The sequence below is a fragment of the Paenibacillus sp. FJAT-27812 genome, assembly GCF_001273905.1.
In the GTDB taxonomy this organism is placed as follows: Bacteria; Bacillota; Bacilli; order Paenibacillales; family Paenibacillaceae; genus Pristimantibacillus.
Genome location: NZ_LIGH01000001.1, coordinates 336,472 through 355,647 on the forward strand (window position 1 = coordinate 336,472; position 19,176 = coordinate 355,647).

Consider the following 19,176-nt stretch of genomic DNA (forward strand, 5'->3'; position numbering starts at 1 on the left):
AGACGTTTGTATTCCCCCTTTTGTTTCAAAAAAGAAAAAGACTTCCGAAAAGCTCGAATAACGAGTTTATCGGAAGTCTTTATTATACTTGCGGAATATGGCGCCAGCCGCCGTATGCGGTAATGTCCTCTGCATTCGCAGCAGCATATGCTTCACAGACGAAGCCGGATACCTCTGAACCATCATTCAGCTCAACCTTGCCAATGCCTAGCGGCGCCGGAATTAAAGAGGTAAACGTTCCGAAGGCTGCCGGAGACATTTCCCAAAGCTCGAGCTCAATGGATGCGCCGCCCTGCAATTGCTTGATCATGCCTGGCTTCGCTGGCGTCGTCGGCAGCTTCACCAGTTTATAGCGTGGTGCCGATCTCGCTTCGCGTATGAAGCGCGCATGGAGTCCATTCATTTGCTTCTCAAGCGGATAACCTCGCATATGCAAGCCGCAAACCGCAACGACGATCATCTCTTCAACAGGATCCGAGGCAGCTCCAATTTCATTTGCCGATGTCTGCGCGGTCAAAGCCAACGTATCATCCACGACTGCCTGCGCATTTTCATTTCCGGCAGCATTTCCCGCTTCAACAGTTCGCTCACCTTCATTCACGAACGAACGCGCAGCTTCGTTAATAAGATGCTCATTCTCAGCAAGCGCAAACAGCGTAATGCCAAATGGCAGCCGCTCATCTGCCAGGCCTGCCGGTACAGCTACCGCACACAAATCGAGTAGGTTGCAGTGGTTTGTGTAGCGTCCCATATCGCTATTTGTGCGAATCGGGTCCTGCCTCACCTGCTCGCGCGTCCATGTTCCGCCGCAGGTCGGCATGACGAGCACCGCATCCTGCAGCAGCTTTCGCGCTTCAAGCTTATAAGCCTGCAGCTTATGCAAGGCGCTGAATACCGAAGTCGCATCATGCCTTGCCGCAGCGCCCGAGCGCAATATTTGTTCTGTCACCGGAAAGGTTACCTCCGGATTCGCTTCGATGAAGTCTTTTAAATCCGCCCAGCGCTCCGCTACCCACGGACCATCATACAAAATAGCTGCCGCATCCGAAAATAACTCGTAATCCACATACGCAATCGGAATGTTTAATTGCTCTATACGTTTCACCGCAGCTTGCCAAGCGTCCTCGTATTTCTCTGCGAAAGGTCCATAGAAATCTACCGGCTGCTTCGGCAAACAGATTTTGGCTGGCAGCCCAGCCTCTTGCCTCGGCACGTAACGCGACCAAGGGTCATTCTCGTCAATGCCTCTAGCAATGCTATCCACGACAAGCGCATCCTCCAAGCTATTCGCAAACACGGTCACGCAGTCAAGGCTGGCGCAAGCAGGCACAACGCCCTTCACCGGCCATGAGCCGAGGCTTGGCTTATAGCCAACAAGACCATTGAGCGCAGCCGGCACCCGTCCTGAGCCAGCCGTATCCGTTCCTAACGAAAATACGGCTTGACCGCGGGCTACCGCCACGGCCGAGCCGGAGCTCGAGCCGCCGCTTATCAGCTCGGGACGAAGCGAATTATGCGCTTCGCCATAAGGGCTGCGAGTGCCGACAAGCCCGGTCGCGAACTGGTCTAGGTTCGTTTTGCCAAGCGGAATAGCTCCTGCCGCGACAAGCCGCTCCACGACAGACGCATGCTCCTGCGGCGTATATGCGAAAGTCTCGCAGCCAGCCGTCGTTGGAACGCCAGCTACATCGATATTGTCCTTGATCGCAAACGGGATGCCCCAAAGCGGAGCATCAGCAGGGTCAAGTCCAGCTAGCCTTTCCAAATAAGGCTTAATCGAAGCCATAGACGGAGGCGTAATCCAAATATTCATGCCTGCATCTGATATTGACCGCTGCACGATTTCCGCTATGACATCCTCCGGCGTCAACAACCCGCTCGCATAGCTCTCCCTTAACCACCCAACCGTCAATTGAAGTGGAATCGCTGCCTTCTTCATACGACCGCCTCCATTTCCTTATGCTGCAAAATCCCCACGATCAGCTGGCCCGTATGCACCTGGTCGCCCGGCTCTACATGGACGGAGCATACGACGCCGTCGCATGACGCTTGCTGTGAAAATTCCATTTTCATGCTTTCTACGATAAGCAACGTATCGCCCTTCTTCACCTGTTCGCCAACGCCAACGAGCACCTTCCACACGCTGCCCGGCATCGTGCACCGAATCGCAGCAGCGCCCTCCTGCAATTGCTCCTCCTGCTCAGCCCGCGCCGGCTCATGCTCCGCCACATACTCGGCAAGGCCAAGCTCCTTCCAGCTTTCGCGCTCCGCTTGGAAAGAGGCTTGCTGCTTCTCCTTGAACGCCGCGGCGCTCTCTTCAATGGAGCCTAAAAAGTTCAAATATTCACCAAGGTCAAACGTTGTTTCGGTAATGTCCGCTTCATACCTGCCGCGCAGGAAGTCCTCGCGAAGCTTCAGCAGCTCATCTGCTTCCACCGGATAAAATTGAATTTGGTCAAAAAACCGCAGCAGCCATGGCTTGCCAGGCTTAAAGCTCTCCGTGCTGCGCAGCCGGTTCCACATTTGAATCGTCCGTCCAACGAATTGGTAGCCGCCCGGACCCTCCATACCGTAAACGCACATGTACGCGCCGCCGATGCCAACCGCATTTTCCGGCGTCCATGTCCGTGCCGGATTGTATTTTGTCGTCACAAGGCGGTGACGCGGATCAACCGGCGTTGCTACCGGAGCGCCTAGGTATACGTCGCCCAAGCCAAGCACAAGATAGTTCGCTTCGTATACGATCTTTTGCACCTCTTCTATACTTTCCAGCCCGTTAATTCGCCTAATAAACTCGATATTGCTTGGGCACCAAGGGGCGTCCGGCCGAACGGTTTGCTGATAGCGGTCAATCGCCAGCTGCGTTGCCGGATCATCCCATGAAAGCGGCAAACGAACGATCCGCGACGGTACTTGAATGGTTTCCAAAGGCGGCAGCGAGCTGTCCAGCTCCAAAATCATTTTACATGCCTCGCTTACCGTAATTTTGGAGCGGTCAATATGCACCTGCAAGGAGCGAATGCCCGGCGTCAAATCCAGCACCGGAATTTTTCCCGATTGCTCGATTGCTTGCATCAGCGCATGCGCTTGGAAGCGCAGCAGCAGGTCAAGCTCCAAATCGCCGTACTCCACAAGCAGGTTCTCATCACCGCTGCAGCGGATTTTGATCGGGAATCTACGGCCTTCTACCTCGTTGACAAGCAGCGGATAATCCGGCGTCAAAGCCGATGCCAGTTCCGAAAGCTCCGCGGAAGGCAAGCCTTCACGAGCCGAGCCGCCAATGGCCAGCAAATTGCGCTCTTGCACATCGCGCAGCTCATCCGCTTCTTCAAGCGTCAGCAGCCGGAAGCGCACCTTATCGCCGGCATGCAGCTGGCCGATTTTCCAAAACTGCGCCGAAGCCGTCGTCACCGGACATACGAAGCCGCCCAGACTCGGCCCATCCGGACCAAGCAGAATCGGCATGTCGCCCGTCAAATCAAGCGTTCCGATCGCATACGCATTGTCATGGATATTCGAAGGGTGAAGCCCAGCTTCCCCTCCATCCTCCCGCGTCCATAGCGGAGCAGGGCCAATCAAGCGAACCCCGGTGCGAGAGCTGTTAAAATGAACCTCGTAAGCCGTCTCCGCAAGCTGCTTCAAATATTCCGGCTTCAAAAACTCCCCCGTGCAGTGGGGGCCGGGAATGACCCCAATCGTCCACTCGCGCGTCATTTGCGGTCGTTCGCTCGGAGCAAGCTCAATCAAAACAGCAGGCTCTGCCGCTTTGTTCACGCCAAGCACATCGCCTGCGCGCAGCGCGCGTCCGCCATGGCCGCCAAACCCGCCAAGCGTAAAGGTCGCCGCGCTTCCAAGAATCCGCGGCATATCGAAGCCGCCGGCAACGAGCAAATACGTGCGGAGGCCTACTCGCGCTTCCCCAAAGCTAAGCACCTGACCGCGGTCCGCATAGGTCGGCTTATAAAGCTCAACCTTAGCGCCATCCAGCTCCGCTCCCATATCCGCGCCGGTTACACAGAACCATGCGCCGCTGCGGAATTTATAAGCGCCGCCGCGCAGCGTTAGCTCAAGTCCAGCCGCCTGATCATCATTGCCGAGCAATTTATTGCCGATTCGGAACGAGTAAGGGTCCATCGGCCCGCAAGGCGGAACGCCAACATCCCAGTGGCCGACCCGACCCGGCCAATCCTGAACGGTCGTCTGCACGCCACCGTCAATGACCTCGAGCGCATGCTCGGCAGGCTCAAAGCCATTTAGCAGCTGCGTGTAGACATTGCCGCTCGTTACCTCCTCATCGCCAAGCAGCGCTTGCAAATACTGCAGGTTTGTCGTAATGCCGTACATGCGGGTTTCGCTAAGCGCTTGAATCAGCTTATTGATCGCTTCCTCGCGGTTTGCGCCATGAACGATAATTTTAGCAAGCATCGGATCATAAAGCGTCGTCACCGTAAGCCCGTCTCTAACCCAAAACTCATTGCGGGCATTTTCGGAAAATACCGCTTGATCAAGCTGCCCCGCGCTTGGACGAAAGTTTTGCAAGCAGTCCTCTGCGTATATACGTGCCTGAATGCTGTGTCCGACTGGCGCTTTCACGAGCGACTGCAAACCCGTAAGCTCATTTGCCGCTTCCCGGACCATCCACTCCACTAAATCAACGCCGAGCACCTCTTCCGTTACGCCATGCTCCACCTGCAGCCTCGTATTTACTTCCAGAAAATAAAACTCGGATGTTTCCGGATCATACAAATATTCCACCGTACCCGCGCTGCGATAGCCGGCTTCCGCCGCAAGACGCTTCGAGGATTCGAACATCGCATTTCGAACCTCATCCGACAGATTTGGCGCAGGGCTTTCCTCAATGACCTTCTGATTGCGTCTCTGAATCGAGCAGTCACGCTCGCCCAGCGTAACGACCTCGCCATAGCCGTTGCCGAATATCTGCACCTCTACATGGCGCGCCCTCGCAATATATTTCTCCAGAAACAAGCCGCCGTTTTTGAAGTTCGTTTCCGCCAAATGCTTCACGCCATCGTAGGCTGCGCGCAGCGATTCCTCGTCCGCGCATACCCGCATCCCGATGCCGCCGCCGCCCGCCGTACTCTTCAAAATAACCGGATATCCGATTTGCGCGGCCTGTACAAGCGCTTCTTCAAGCTCCGTAATCAGCGCCGTGCCCGGCAGCAGCGGAACGCCTGCGCGCTCGGCAATTTCCCGCGCCGAATGCTTGAGGCCGAACATTTCCATCTGCTCCGGCGTCGGACCGATAAAGACGATGCCATGCTCGCGGCAAGCGCGGGCGAAGTCAGCATTTTCGCTAAGGAAGCCGTACCCTGGATGAATAGCCTGCGCTCCCGTCTCAAGCGCCGTTTGCAGAATGAGCTCCACGTTCAAATAGCTTTCTTTAGCAGCGCCATCCCCAATCAGAACGGCTTCATCCGCTTGATCGACATGCAGGCTGTCTTGATCGGCTGCGGTATAAACAGCAACGGAGGTTATGCCAAGCTTGCGCAAGGTGCGCTCTATGCGGACGGCGATTGCGCCGCGGTTTGCAATCAATACTTTCGTGAACATGGTAACCTCTCCTCGCCAATGATTTTTCTCTAATTTCTTAGCGCATATATGACTCTATTGCTCCCAAACGAGCACCCGAACCGGCGTTGGATTATAAGCATTGCACGGGTTGTTAAGCTGCGGACAATTGCTGAGCAGCACCGTTGTGCGGCAAAGTGATTCAAGCTCTACGTAGGCGCCAGGCGAGGATACGCCATCCGCAAATTGCAGGCCGCCGTCAGCCGTAACCGGCACGTTCATGAAAAAATTAATATTCGGAGCCAAATCCCGCTTCGTATAATTTCCATTCCGCTTTGCCAGCTGCAGCATGAACGTATCGCGGCAGTTATGCATGTGAAGCTTGTCATGCGAGTAGCGAACGGTATTGCTCTCCGCCGAGCATGAGCCGCCGACCGTATCATGCCGACCGCATGTATCCGCAATAATCTTCAGCATTTCCTTGCCCGACTCCGAGAGCAGCACCGTGCCTGTCGTCAAATAGATGTTGCCTTGACCGGCGATCGTCGCTACCGCGCTGTAATGATCCTCCGGATGGTCCGCATCATAGAATAACGTGTCCGCTGCTTGATTGCCGTCCAAATCAACGATTCGCAGCACTTGGCCCGGCTCCAGATCATACATCCAGCCGTCACCGGCTGCTATCACTTCATCGTATATGGCATCCTCTGCCTTACGCAGGCTTTCCACTCGATTAAAAACAGACATCTGTCATTCCTCCTATTCAATGTTTAATAAGCTCTATAGGCCTTGCAGCAAATAATACTGCTGCGTATTTTCATAGGCGCGCCGGTTCTCCGGACGGTAGTTTAAACAATAGTCATCATCCGCGACCGACTCCGCCTCCAGCACCTCGATTTGAACAGGCACCGATGGATACTTGCTGCTTGGATCAAGCGGGTTAGGCGTATTAGACAGCAACAGCAGCACATCCATATCGGTTCTCAGCGTTACCGCCGCACCAGCGCGGCAGTGCTCTGAGCTAAAGTGCATCGTGCCCTGCTCATCACAAAATACTTTGGAGAACAGATTCACGACGGGAACAAGATCCCTCACGCCGAGTCCATTTCGCACCAGCTCGACTGCAAAATTTTCTTGCCCGCTGTGCAGCCATTCATTTCGCAGCTCCTGATAGGTGGTCTTGCCATATTTGGCATCCGTTGCAGCGCGGCTCGTATAGCCGCAAATCGTATCATGCCAGCCGAGCTCATCGTCCACGATGCTCGCAAGCGATCTGCCGTTATCGCTCATGAGCATATTCCCTTTGGCTAGATGTGAGGTATATTGCGCTTTTAGCGTATCCGGCATATTGTAGCGTTCCGTCAAATCCTTCGCATTGTACAAAAGAACGGACACATTCGCTCCCGCCTCAAGCGCGGTGAACCTTAGCAATCTCCCTCGACTAATCGTTCCTGACCATTTGCCGCCTGGGCGGATGGTTGTGCTCCAAATGCTGCTCATCCTTGTTTCCCCCTCAATAAATGTTGGTGTTAAAAATAAAGAAAGCCCGGGAGAGTAGTCTCCCAGGCTTTTATCCTTCCGTGTACTATAGCGGGCTAAGCTGTAAAACAACCGCTCTGCTATATGCCGTCTCTCGGACCAGGCCTGCTTAACAACCGGCGATTCCTTTCATCAAAAGGAGTGCGCCTGTGCTAACCAGCGGAACCCTAGACAGCTTGTCGTCCTCAATGGCAATCATGAGAACCTATATTTTGTTGTGATGTTTCCTTACGTTTAATCGGAGTATAATAGCGATTCACCGATTTTGTCAATTGTTATGTCAGGTATTATTACGCAATGTTATGCCCAAGGAAACAGACGACGATTTAGAAAAGCAAACACCCGGTCGCTTACAAGGCCCAGCAAGCCGATTACGATAATGCCAACAAATATTTCATCGGTATTCAGAAACCGCTGCGCCTTCATAATCTGATAGCCAAGCCCGCTGCTTACGGCTACGAGCTCCGCTACGACAAGATAGGTCCATGCCCATCCGAGAATAAGACGAAGCGTGTTCATCAGCTGAGGCTGGATCGCCGGTATAATCACGGTTTCAATCGCCTTCCATCTGCTCGCTCCAAGCGTAAAGGATGCATGCAGCAGATCATGCGGTACGCGCCTTGTAATATCCGACACCATCAGCACGAGCTGGAAGAAGCAGCCGATGAAAATTAACAGCACCTTTGCCCATTCGCCGATTCCCGCCCACACCATAATAAGCGGAATGAAAGCAACCGCCGGCATATACCGGATAAATTCCATCGGCGGCTCCACGAAGGCTTCCCCGTACTTAAACGTTCCGGCGAACAATCCGATCGGAATGGCGATCACGCAGGCCAACAAGAATCCGGCTGTAACCCTGAATACGCTAATGCCGATATGTCCCCAGTATTCCGGGCTGCCAAGATTTAAAATAAGCTGAATAAGCACGGCATGCGGCTTCGGCAAAAAGATCGGGCTAACCGTCTCCGTGTAGCTAAGCAGCGACCAAATGCCAAGCAGCAAGACGAAGGAGAAACCCGCCGTTACGGCAAACGGCTTTGGGCCGATGTCTTTAAAAATTTGAAATTTATACTTTTTACGTCGTATTGGCGTCCCCATCGCTTATCACTTCCCTGCTTTATGATTTACAAACTTTGGATCGAGCAGCTCATCTACGCTATCAAGCTTATCGACCATATCAAGCTTATGAAGAAAATCCGCTGTTTTTAGGCCTGTGTAGCTGAGCGATGTATAATCATCGTGTTTTTCGAATGCCTTTACGTTATCCTCGACGCCGAACAGCTTGATGCTGTCTAACCCAAGCTTAAAGTCCTCGGGCGTCGTTTCGGCTTTTTCAGCCAGCAGCTTAATCGCCTCATCCTTGTTGTCTTCATACCATGCCAGCGCATCGAACCAAGCATCAACAATCTTCTGTACGTCTTCCGGACGATTCTTCACGACTGATTCGCGGAATACGAGCAAATCCGGAATAAGCCCCGGCGTATCTTTGGAAGAATAAAGCACCTTGCCTTTCCCTTCCTTTACGGCAGTCGTTTGGAACGGCTCCCAAAGCACCGAAGCATCGGTGTTGCCCGAAATAAAGGCAGGTCCGGCATCATTCACCGTCATGTTCACGTATTTAATGTCCTTCTCATCCATCCCGTTTTCCGCTAGCGCAGTAAGCAGAAGGAAGTGATCGACCGTACCGAGCTCCGTCGCCACTGTCTTGCCTTTCAAATCTTGGATAGAGTTAATGTCAGGTTTGCTCACGATCGCATCTCCGCCAAAGGAGTTGTCGTTAACGAGTACTGCCTTCAGGCCAATTCCCTTCGAGAGCGGCGCCAGCGAATCGCTTAACGTCTGGCTGTTCGCATCAACCTTGCCAGCGGCGATCGCTTGGAGCGAGTCGCTGTACACGGGGAAAAACTCCAGCTTAACGTCAACCCCGTGCTTCTCGAAAAATCCTTTCTCCTCTACCAAATACCACATATACCAACCCGGCCAAGGACTGAGCGCAATCGTAATGGGATCCCCCGATGCCCCTCCCGCCGTTTCCTTTGCATTGCCAGAACACGCCGCCACAAACGCCATCGATACAATAAGCATGAGAACCAGTGCTGCCTTCAGTGATTTTTTCATTACTCCCCACTCCTGTCATCTTTTTATTAGCGCCTAAAAAGCGTTATAAAAAAAATAAAAGCCAAGGAGAATGATCTCCCAGGCTTTTATCCTTCCGTGTTATATAGACGGGCGGCCGCTCGCGCCGCTTCATCTATACGCCGTCTCTTGGACCAGGCTTAACTACATGCCAAACGCGTTATTGCCGCGCCGAGCCGTCGTTAACGGAACCCTAGACTGCTAGTCGCCCTCATCAATAATGTTGAGAGCCGATATTCTTTTGTCATAAAACCTTACGTTTAACCGAATTATAGTGCGGAATGTACGGATGTGTCAATAACTATGTTAGGTTTTATTACATTAAGTTTAAAAGATACAAAAAAACACCCTATTTTAAATAGGGCGTTCTGGTTGGTTAACGCTTGTTTTTGCTGGAATGGTTATAATGACTGACGTACCCATTCCTCTTTTGCTGACAATCATGACGCCGTACTCAGCGCCAAAATGAAGCTTAATTCGCCCGTCAACATTGCGAATGCCATAGCCGACATTCAAGCTCTCAACGGGATCGAACAGCTGTCGCAGCATCTCGGGATGGATGCCGACGCCGTCGTCAATGACTTGGAAGGTGATCAGCTCTCCCTCGAGTTTCCCGACGATCCGAATGTTAATCCGCTCGCCATACCATGCATGCTCAAGCGCATTTTCGATAAAGGGCTGCAAAATGAGCTTTACGGTCGTAAACTTTAAAATATCGGGATCAACATCAAACAACACCTGCATGCCATCGGCAAATTTCGTTTTCTGAATGTTGATGTAGGCGCTGACCTGCTCCAGCTCATTTCTGATCGGGATAACGGTTCGACCTTCATTCAGCGACAACCGGTAAAACTTAGCCAAATCGAGCACCATTCGCTGCAGCTTGTCCACTTCGCCGAACTTAGCCAAGCGACTGATCGAAGAAAGCGTATTGTATAAGAAATGGGGATTGATTTGTGCTTGCAGCGATTCTAGCTCCGCTTCTTTTTTCTTAATATTCGTCATATACACTTCTTGAATCAGCTCGTCGATGTTCTGTCCCATTTCATTAAGGGCAATGGAGATGCGCGTAAATTCATCATTGCCTTTGAAATTGATGCTTTTTTGGAAGTTGCCCTCTTGGAACGAATCCAGCACACGAACGATTTTTGACACCTTACGGGAATAGAAACGGGATATAAACAAGCCCGCGAACGAGAAGACAATGTAACAAGCCAAACAAATAAGTATCGTCCACAGCCTAACCTCGTTCGTTGCTTTCTCCATGATGTCGGTCGGAACGAGCGCGATAAGATGCCAGTTGAGCTGCGGTATCTTTTCATCTATAACCCAATAATTCGAAATTTTCTCTTCGCTCAGCGTCTCGCCCAGCTTGTAGTCCGTATCGCCGGAGGAGAACATAATTTTGCGATTTTCGTCCATGGCAAATATTTTGGTGCCCTTGCCGATTTTCTCGGAATCAACGCTCTCAAGCAAATCCGTCAGCCGCAGGCTGATCCGAACAAAACCAATTTCCTTAACTGCGGTGGAATCATTCATATCAACCAGCCTACGGAGCAAAGAAATATGGCCGAATTTCGCATCTCCCTCTATCTGCTTCCACTGCATCGTCTCGCCGTACCGCTCTGTCGGATAATCCAAATACCATGGCTTGTCCTTAATTCTTTCAATATGGTACAAATCGAACAGCGGCCCTTCCGCATTAAGCGGATCGGTGTCTTTATAGTTATGGTAAATTTCAGGGAGTGTGTTGTTATGCAAATAGATCACAAGCCTCATTTTGTTATTGGCGGCATCGATCGTCGTCAAAATTCGGGGAAGCAGCTGCTTTGTCGTAGCCTCATAGCTGACCCAGCCCTCCTCATAGCGGCGTAGGTAAGAGGCTAGATTGCTGTCAAAATAAAGCATGCCTGAAATGCGGGACATATCCTCCAGCTTGTAATTGATATTGTCCTTCATTTGCTCGAGCGTCCCGTGGTTAATTTCGCGAGTTCGTTCCTGTATGGAGTTTGTAAAAATCACGTTGGCTGCGTAGCCGACCAGCAGCACGGGGATAATGATAAACAAGCTATAGGTTAGCATCAGCTTGATGCCAAAAGGAATGTAGCGATGCTCCTTCTTGTGGATGGTCATGTTCGTCTATACTCCAGCGGCGTCATGCCGTAAGTTTCTTTGAATTGCCTGCTGAAATAAGGCAGGTGTCGATAGCCTACGCGATCGGCTATTTCATAAATTTTCAAATTGGTCGTTTTAAGAAGCTCGCAGGATTTCTCCATACGCAGCTGAATGAAATATTCGCTGAAGTTTTTCCCTGTTTCCTCTTTGAAAATCAATCCGAGATAGTTTGGCGACAATGAGAATTGCTCAGCCAAATCTCTTAGCGTAATGTTATCATTCGTCCGTTCTTTCATATATTCGATCATTTGCTTAATAAGCTTCCAATTTTTCTTTTGCTTATTCGTTTGCAGCGTCTCGGAAATCTCGTAAACTCTGCGTCTGAGCCACACATGGATATCATTGATCGTTTCAAATTGCATAATAATATCGTAATTGTTCAGCTCCATCCCTAGCAGCTGGAACACATTTTCATTCGTTCTTTGCAAGTAATTGTCGAGCTTCATCAAGATGTAGAGTGCATAATTGCGCAGAGTGAATTTCGATTTTAAATTTTTGGCAACCTGAAATAAATCATCAAGCTCGTCATGAATGCGTACAAGCTCATAACCGGACATCGCTCCAAATAACGCCTCAAGCTTAGCTTCGAGATGCCTTACATCTTCCTTCTCCGCCGGCCTAACCTCGCCATGGCCGATTACCTTTCCTTTGCCGTAAAACATTTTCATATCAAGCGCTTCCACGGCCTGCCGGTAAGAGATCGTTACCTCGGAGATAGAGCGGCACCGCTCGCCCACACCTGCCGTAATAGAGAACAAATTTTGCTCATTTACAAGGCCAACGATTTTCTCTAACATGGCGTCGTTATCCGGGCCTTCGATAAGAAGCGCGACGCGGGCCTTGCTTATTTTGCAAATTTGCCGCACGCCCAGCTCCTTGCAGATGGATACAACCTCCTGCATCTCATCCGGGTCGTTCCGGTTCTCGTCACGCTGCTTCCAAGACATATCATCGATTTCGATCACCGCAGCATAACCAGGCCATCTGAACTGGTTCATTTCATATTCCTGATTCAATACCTCAATCGTCCTCACACTGCTTGTCCCTTCAAGCAGCTGCAGCAAGTATTCGTTTTTAACGATCGGCACCATCTGCCAGTAGGCATCCTGCCTTACCCGCTCTTGGTCCAAATCGTCACGGACCTTAAGCAAGGAATCGATCAGCTCCTGATCATCCATCGGCTTAAGCACATAATTGACCGCATTAAGCGACAACGCTTGCTTCACATAGCTGAAATCCTGATAGCCGCTGACGAATATAATTTTAATGTCCTTGGACATTTCAAGCGCTCGCCTCGCGAGCTCTAATCCTGTCATATTAGGCATGCGGACGTCGGTAACGAGGATGTCTACCTTTTCCGCATCCAGCACCTTGCAAGCATCAAAGCCGTTCATCACGCCAGCTACGACCTCCATTCCAAGGTCCTCCCAAGGAATAAAGGTGCGCATACCTTCCAAATCCAGCCGCTCGTCGTCTGCAAGCAATACTTTATACATGATGTTATCAGCTCCAATTAGGAAAACGCGATAGATGTTTCATGCTCCGAACATAGCTCTGTATAAACGAAAAAACTCGGGTACACTAATGATCTTAGTATACCCGCCGTTTTATAAAAGGCTATAAACTTATTGCGCTTTCATTTTCGCGAGATTTTCCTGCCATTTTGTAGTTTTGAATGCAAGAAGCTTGTCATAACCAGCTGCTTGAGCATCCTTCTCGGCTTGGTCTAGAATAGCCAGTACGTCTGCGTCGTTCTTAGCGAACAATGCTTTTGCTCTAACTTCCAGGTACAAGTCTTCAATACGTTGACGGATAATGCCTTCCTCTGTTTCCGGCTGTGGATCGATGTTGATGAATTCCGTAGCATTGGATTGCGTTTTCCACGTAATTTCACGTTGGTAGCGAGTCGACCAGTTTTGTTGCTCAACCGGCAATGTGGATTCGAATTTCGCTTTTGTAGTATCTAGGAATACCGTGTTACCAACCCAGTTCAGGTTAGTCGTAATCGCTTGAAGCTTAGCAAGCTCGCCTGCATCGGAAGTGTATTTCTCTGTGAAAATTGGTGTTTCTCCGTCAGCTTCTACGCCATCCCAGTAGATGCCTGGAGGGCCCCACATCAATGCGCTTTGTCCTTCAGCACCAGTCAACCAGTCATAGAATGCAAAGATTGCTTCTGGGTTTTTAGCTTTTTTCGTAATGACCGTTACGTTCCAACCTAGCATACCATAAGTTCCAGGGAAAATTTTATTTTTATCTAGACCTTCTTTATGAACCGGCCAAATCATGAAGTAACCAGCTTCTGGATCATTCTTCACGAGCTCAGCATGCGCTTGCATCGCGATTTCTGTCGGGCTTGCAGCTGCGAATACGGCTACGCGGCCTGTCATAACCTTTTCTGTAATTTGATCAAGTGTTTGCGTCATTGCATCCTGCGTAATCAATTTCTCGCGGAACAATTTAGCTGTATACTGCAACGACTCGCGGTATTGCGGGTCAAGGAAGATCGAAGTCAGTTTGTCGCCGTTAGGTACAGCGCGCATGCCTGGGTACTTCTGATCGTTTTCTTTGAATGCGGAGTAAAGAACATCAAGACCTTGTCCATCTTTTGCGAGATGCGGCTCGTAAGGAACTACGTTCGGATACTTTTCTTTAACTAGCTTCAAGTAGTTGTAAAGATCGTCGGTTGTTTCAAGCTTTGGAGAACCTAGCTCCGAATAGATCTTTTTGTTTACAACGTAACCTGAGTTACCATTTGGCTGTTTTGTATACCAGTTCGGGAACTGATACAATTTGCCATCCTCGGAGCGAAGCATGTTGATTCCTTCTTCGCCGAGCCATTTTTTCAAGTTAGGATATTTATCGAGGTAATCGTCAAACGGCACTAGCAAATCTGCACTGCGCAATTTCTCTACATCTACGCGCTCCAGCCAGATTGCATCAGGCAGATCGCCCGTTGCGATCATCGTGTTCAGCTTCTGAGGAGCTGCACCGCCGGAATGAATCGGTTTAACATTAACTTTCTTCGTATCTCTAATCCATGTGCTCGTGATGTCGCCACCCCAAGCCGGCATAGTGTACCAATCATAGTGACCGTAAAGCGTGAAATCAAGCTGCTCCTTGCCTAGCTCATACACGGATGCAGGTTTGTTGCTGTTATTTTCTTCCGCCTTGTTGCCAGGCGTTTCTCCGTTGCCGGATTTACCGCCGTTGCCGCCACTGCAGCCGGCCAATAATGAAACGGCCATAAAAGCGGAGACCATAGGGACGAGAAGTTTACTTTTCGCTTTCATCTGTTTAAAATCCCCTTTCAAGCTCATTTTTATATGTTCAAAGCTTTCGCTTTAAACTTCTTTTCATACTTGTTGCCCTACTCTTTCAGCGATCCTACGAGAACGCCCTTCACGAAATACTTTTGAACGAATGGGTAAACCATAATGATTGGGATCGTTGCTACCATCATAGTCGCCATTGACAACGACTTGCTCGTCACCGTTCTCATTTTGGCCATTTGGCCTTGTGCCGCGGAATCGAGCTGAGACATCTGATCCGATACGATGTTGGAGTTCAAAATTTGCTTAAGCATCGTTTGTATAGGAAGCAGCTTCTCATTGGTAATATAGATACTCGGGCCAAACCAATCATTCCAATGGAAGACTGCCGTGAACAGCGACAGCGTAGCAATAACCGGTCCAGAGAGCGGAATGACGATTCGGAAAAAGATGCCCCAATTGCCGCTTCCGTCGATTTTCGCCGATTCCTCAAGACCTGCAGGCAAGCCTTGGAAGAAGGTACGGAATATGATCATGTTCCACACGCTGATTAGCGAAGGAATGATGAACACCCAGAACGTATTCATAAGGTGAAGCTCACGGATCAGCAAGAATGAAGGAATTAGACCGCCGGAGAAATACATCGTAATGATACATAGGATCATGTAAAATTTGCGGCCGATCAGTTCTTTCTTAGAGATACCGTATGCGAATATGGCTGTCAACATAATGGAAGCTGCCGTACCGACAACCGTACGGGCGATCGATATCATAAAGGCGCCGATCATTCGATCGTCTTTAAATACGATGCCGTAGTTTTCCAGTGTCCAAGCGCGCGGCCAGAAGGTTACACCGCCCATTGACGTATCGATACCGGTATTAAAGGATATGACCAACGCATTCCAGAAGGGATAGAAGGTCATAAATGCTAATAGTGTTAGTAAAATGTAGATGGTTACCGTCATCACGCGGTCTCCAAAGCTGAGCCTGATCACTGCATCATCCGCCTTTCCGGGCTAATTATAGTCTACCACAAGCTGCTGCCGGCTCTGCGTGCCAGATAGTTCGCCATCGTCAGAAGTCCAACGCTGATTACGGCTTTGAACAATCCTACCGCAGTAGCGTACGAGTACCTTGAACTTTGAATACCGACTCGATAAACGTACGTATCGATGACATCAGAGACGTCTCGGAGCACCGGGTTAACGGCAAGCAAGAGAATATCCTCGAAGCCTGCATTCAATAGATTCCCTATCGCCAAAATCATGAAGATAAGGACTACCGGCATGATGGAAGGCAAGGTGATCAAAAATATTTGTTTAAACTTGCTCGCTCCGTCCATCGAAGCCGCTTCGTACATGCTCGGATCAATGCTGGCGATAGCCGCCAAGTATACGATGGAGCCAAATCCGATTTCCTTCCAAACGCCCGTCGATACGAGGATGGACCAGAATAATTCCGGAAGCGACAAGAAATTGATCGGTTCGTTGATAAAATTCATTTTCTCTAGCAAAATGTTTATGCTGCCGTTATCCGTCGAAAGCATGGACATGATCAGTCCCGCGACGATTACCCATGACATAAAGTGAGGCAGATAGCTGACCGTTTGCACGAGTCGCTTGAACATCATGTTCTTCACTTCATTGAGCATTAAGGCCAGCGCAATCGGTGCCGGAAATCCTATAAAGAACTTCAGCAAGCTGATGATGACCGTGTTTCGCATGACCTTAAAAAACTCCGGAGAGTTAAAGAACATGTCGAAATGTTTCAAACCGACCCATTCGCTTGCAAAAAAGCCTTTGAAAATGCTGTAATCTTGGAAAGCCATCAATACGCCGTACATCGGAATGTAGCTAAACACGATAATGAGTAACAATGCAGGCAACACCATCATCTGGATGTCCATTTGCTTCACGAAACGGAAAAATACATTTTTAGTTTTTGGTTTTAATTCTAGCTCGTCATTTACGGAAAGCTGCGCCACTACTCAATCCCCCTTGCTCTTGTTGTTCTTCTTGTATTTTATCGTGATCCGAATAGGACTAATAGGCACCTGAACAACTATAAATGATACTTTTCAATCATCGAAGTAAGCGCAACCAATTAATTTGTGACAAAAAGGGAAGCAGGCCATGGCGACTGCCGTGACCTGCTTCCCTGCCTCTACTTATGCATCGCGTCTGCCGTAGCTCGCCGCAAAACGTTTCATTTTGCGATAGGCGGCAGGGTCGAGCTTTTTAAGCGGATAAAATTGCGGATGATTAGAGTTTACCTCCAGCACCCACAGCTGCTGCTTCTTATCGTAAGCAAAATCGACGCCTATCTCATGCATCCCCGAGCGCCTTTGGCTAAGCGTACTGGCTATTTGCAGGGCGACACGGCTAAGCGTTCTTACGCGCGCTTCAGTCGCTCCTACTGACAGCCCTTGTCTTTTTCCCAGCTTCTTCATCGAATAGATTGCGCCGCCTTGATAATAGTTCGTGACGATTTTATTGCGCGCTCCGACCTTTACCATAAGCCCCGTGCAAACCCATGAGCCTCCAGGCTTGCGCTGCACCATAGCCCGAATGTCGTATGGACGATTATTCACCCGATCCAAAGAAATTCCTTTTTGAACAATAAGCCTGCACGTCTTCCGCTTCTTCAACCGCTCATAGACTTCAGGAATAGTCTTATAGAAGCTGCGGCTTTGTTTTTTTTGCACAATTTCATAAAGCTCAAAGCCTGAATCGGCTCGTTCGATTTTGATGATGCCTTTCCCGTGCGAGCCAATATCGGGCTTAACATAAACCATATCGTAGTGGTTAAACATCATCTCCAGATGCTCAAGACTAAACGAGACGGTTTGCGGCACGTATTGCTCCAGCTTCTTATTCGCAGATAAGTATTCACTGACAAGAAGCTTTCCGTTTATGTTTCGGCTAGCATAATTTTTTTTAAACACAGCATTTCACCTCCATCTACTCTATGCTCGGGAGGTCTATAGCAATTGTACGAACGTTTATTAGAAAACAAATATAGTAAATCGAAGGAATGATCGCTCGGGCTGGAACATTTTGCTTTCTTTATTCGTTATAATAAGGTTAATACATTTGAAAGGTGTGTAATTATTGTTTAATTTAAGCCAAGTATCGAAGCCAATCAAAACCTCACTGCTCGTAACGATCCTTCTCGTATTCGCAATCAGTACCGCATGCGTTCTCATTTACGGAGACTACTTCTTGCTGGGCACCTATGAAAAATTAAACAATGATGACGTGAAATACGTAAACAGCGCAAAAATCTTACTGAACAAACATACGCTTGCTTACAATAGCGGCGAGTCGCCGTCCTCCTTCATTATGCCTGGCATGCCGTTTGTTTTGTCCGGTTTAATGCTCATTTTTGGGCAGGGGGACGCTGCCGTAATTGCGTTTCGCGTTTTGCAGGCGGCGCTGCAGGCTTTCTCCATTTATCTGATTTTCGTCATTGCGAATCAGCTGTTTAATAGCCGTGCCGCTCTTATTGCAAGCATTGCAACAGCTTTATATTTACCAGATTATTTCTCTTCTGGCGTTATTTTGTCCGAGACGATATTCCGAACGATATTCATGCTGTTAATTTGCTTCAGCCTGCTCGCTTTAAAGAGCAATAAAACGAAGCATTATGTCATCGTCGCGGTTCTTGTCATACTCGGCTGCTACTTCAAACCGCATACCGGACTTTTTCCAGTCGTGTTATTCATACTGTGGTTGTTCAATAAAGTGTCTTGGAAAACGATCATCAAGCATACGGTTGTTATATCCATAACGATGGTGCTTCTGCTCTCTCCATGGTGGATACGCAACTACATCACGTTTGACGAGTTTATTCCGTTCACCAAATCTGCCGGAAACCCGATGCTGTTAGGGGCTTTAATCAATAACGCTGCTCCTGCGCCGGCTTTCTTCGATGCTCACCCGGAATACGAGGGACGCGATAGAGCCAGCTTATTTATAGGCTCAGACGATGCAATGGCTGATACGGCCAAAAAAATTATGCGCTATGGCTTTACGCAGCAGCCTACGGACTATTTGAAGTGGTATACGACCGAGAAAATTAAAGGGCTGTATCTCGGCCCCTACTACTGGCGAATGGTATTCGACATCCCTATTGCGTACGTCTATCCGCCGCATGTGCTGATGATGCTGATCGGCTCGGCAGGCTTGCTGCTCATGTTGTTCAACGCGATCAGGCAGCGCAATATCCCTTACATGCTGCTGTTGCTGACGTTAGCCTATTTTACCGTTATTTATATCCCGTTTGTCGCGTTCTCCAGATATGGATATCCGAATCTGTTTCTTATTTTCATTGCCGGGGCTTATCTGATTGATCGGATTATTAGTATTCGGGGGAGGGGGCGCTTGGCCTAATCTACCACACCTTCAAAGGCGTTTGCTACCAACCTTCAGAGGCTTCTACTACCAAACCTTCAAAGGCTTCTACTACCAAACCTTCAAAGGCTTCTACTACCAAACCTTCAAAGGCTTCTACTACCAAACCTTCA

Annotated in this window: 13 protein-coding genes and 2 riboswitches; of the genes, 1 reads left to right on the top strand and 12 read right to left on the bottom strand. The window is 49.4% G+C overall.

Translation table 11 applies throughout. The features are described from left to right. Positions 1–82: 82 nt before the first annotated feature. From atzF to ADU23_RS01595, 12 genes are all read right to left on the bottom strand, one after another. A complete protein-coding gene (atzF, locus tag ADU23_RS01540) occupies positions 83–1,939 on the bottom strand; it encodes an allophanate hydrolase (protein WP_053372133.1) in 1,857 nt (618 codons plus the stop codon). After that, a complete protein-coding gene (uca, locus tag ADU23_RS01545; protein ID WP_053372134.1) occupies positions 1,936–5,571 on the bottom strand; it encodes an urea carboxylase in 3,636 nt (1,211 codons plus the stop codon). The genes atzF and uca overlap by 4 nt, the downstream gene beginning before the upstream one ends. A gap of 54 nt (positions 5,572–5,625) precedes the next feature. Further along, positions 5,626–6,276 carry an urea amidolyase associated protein UAAP2 gene (locus tag ADU23_RS01550; RefSeq protein WP_053372135.1) on the bottom strand — a complete coding sequence of 217 codons (651 nt, stop codon included), beginning with the start codon at positions 6,274–6,276 and terminating at the stop codon, positions 5,626–5,628. 33 nt (positions 6,277–6,309) lie between these two features. Continuing rightward, on the bottom strand, positions 6,310–7,029 hold the full coding sequence (locus ADU23_RS01555) for an urea amidolyase associated protein UAAP1 (protein WP_053372136.1): 720 nt from the start codon (positions 7,027–7,029) through the stop codon (positions 6,310–6,312). Positions 7,030–7,086: 57 nt separating this feature from the next. Beyond that, positions 7,087–7,250, bottom strand: a riboswitch (guanidine-I (ykkC/yxkD leader). 118 nt (positions 7,251–7,368) lie between these two features. Further along, positions 7,369–8,169, bottom strand: a complete 801-nt coding sequence (locus tag ADU23_RS01560; RefSeq protein WP_053372137.1) for an ABC transporter permease — start codon at positions 8,167–8,169, stop codon at positions 7,369–7,371. A 6-nt stretch (positions 8,170–8,175) separates the two neighbouring features. After that, complete coding sequence (locus ADU23_RS01565; protein ID WP_053372138.1) at positions 8,176–9,189, bottom strand: ABC transporter substrate-binding protein; 1,014 nt, start codon at positions 9,187–9,189, stop codon at positions 8,176–8,178. Between the two features lie 73 nt (positions 9,190–9,262). Continuing rightward, positions 9,263–9,415, bottom strand: a riboswitch (guanidine-I (ykkC/yxkD leader). Between the two features lie 146 nt (positions 9,416–9,561). Continuing rightward, positions 9,562–11,340, bottom strand: coding sequence for a sensor histidine kinase (locus ADU23_RS01570; protein WP_053372139.1), 1,779 nt, complete (start codon positions 11,338–11,340; stop codon positions 9,562–9,564). Continuing rightward, positions 11,337–12,878, bottom strand: coding sequence for a response regulator (locus ADU23_RS01575; protein ID WP_053372140.1), 1,542 nt, complete (start codon positions 12,876–12,878; stop codon positions 11,337–11,339). The genes ADU23_RS01570 and ADU23_RS01575 overlap by 4 nt, the downstream gene beginning before the upstream one ends. Positions 12,879–13,007: 129 nt before the next feature. Beyond that, the gene (locus ADU23_RS01580; protein ID WP_053372141.1) at positions 13,008–14,672 is read right to left on the bottom strand and encodes an extracellular solute-binding protein; all 1,665 of its coding nucleotides are present in this window, start codon (positions 14,670–14,672) and stop codon (positions 13,008–13,010) included. Positions 14,673–14,749: 77 nt separating this feature from the next. Further along, complete coding sequence (locus ADU23_RS01585) at positions 14,750–15,646, bottom strand: carbohydrate ABC transporter permease (protein WP_053372142.1); 897 nt, start codon at positions 15,644–15,646, stop codon at positions 14,750–14,752. 32 nt (positions 15,647–15,678) lie between these two features. Next, positions 15,679–16,635 (bottom strand): ABC transporter permease, encoded by a 957-nt coding sequence (locus ADU23_RS01590; RefSeq protein ID WP_053372143.1) that lies wholly within the window; start codon positions 16,633–16,635, stop codon positions 15,679–15,681. A gap of 183 nt (positions 16,636–16,818) precedes the next feature. Next, entirely contained in the window at positions 16,819–17,595 is a 777-nt protein-coding gene (locus ADU23_RS01595; protein WP_053372144.1) for a YheC/YheD family protein, read from the bottom strand. Positions 17,596–17,761: 166 nt separating this feature from the next. Here ADU23_RS01595 and ADU23_RS01600 point away from each other — a divergent pair, with 166 nt between their 5' ends. Beyond that, positions 17,762–19,042 (top strand): glycosyltransferase family 39 protein, encoded by a 1,281-nt coding sequence (locus tag ADU23_RS01600; protein ID WP_053372145.1) that lies wholly within the window; start codon positions 17,762–17,764, stop codon positions 19,040–19,042. The last annotated feature ends 134 nt before the right edge of the window (positions 19,043–19,176 follow it).

What these genes read in the sequence shown, in the direction of transcription:
- atzF (WP_053372133.1), bottom strand. Translation starts at nt 1,939, where the DNA reads ATGAAGAAGGCAGCGATTCCACTTCAATTGACGGTTGGGTGGTTAAGG.
- uca (WP_053372134.1), bottom strand. Translation starts at nt 5,571, where the DNA reads ATGTTCACGAAAGTATTGATTGCAAACCGCGGCGCAATCGCCGTCCGC.
- ADU23_RS01550 (WP_053372135.1), bottom strand. Translation starts at nt 6,276, where the DNA reads ATGTCTGTTTTTAATCGAGTGGAAAGCCTGCGTAAGGCAGAGGATGCC.
- ADU23_RS01555 (WP_053372136.1), bottom strand. Translation starts at nt 7,029, where the DNA reads ATGAGCAGCATTTGGAGCACAACCATCCGCCCAGGCGGCAAATGGTCA.
- ADU23_RS01560 (WP_053372137.1), bottom strand. Translation starts at nt 8,169, where the DNA reads ATGGGGACGCCAATACGACGTAAAAAGTATAAATTTCAAATTTTTAAA.
- ADU23_RS01565 (WP_053372138.1), bottom strand. Translation starts at nt 9,189, where the DNA reads ATGAAAAAATCACTGAAGGCAGCACTGGTTCTCATGCTTATTGTATCG.
- ADU23_RS01570 (WP_053372139.1), bottom strand. Translation starts at nt 11,340, where the DNA reads ATGACCATCCACAAGAAGGAGCATCGCTACATTCCTTTTGGCATCAAG.
- ADU23_RS01575 (WP_053372140.1), bottom strand. Translation starts at nt 12,878, where the DNA reads ATGTATAAAGTATTGCTTGCAGACGACGAGCGGCTGGATTTGGAAGGT.
- ADU23_RS01580 (WP_053372141.1), bottom strand. Translation starts at nt 14,672, where the DNA reads ATGAAAGCGAAAAGTAAACTTCTCGTCCCTATGGTCTCCGCTTTTATG.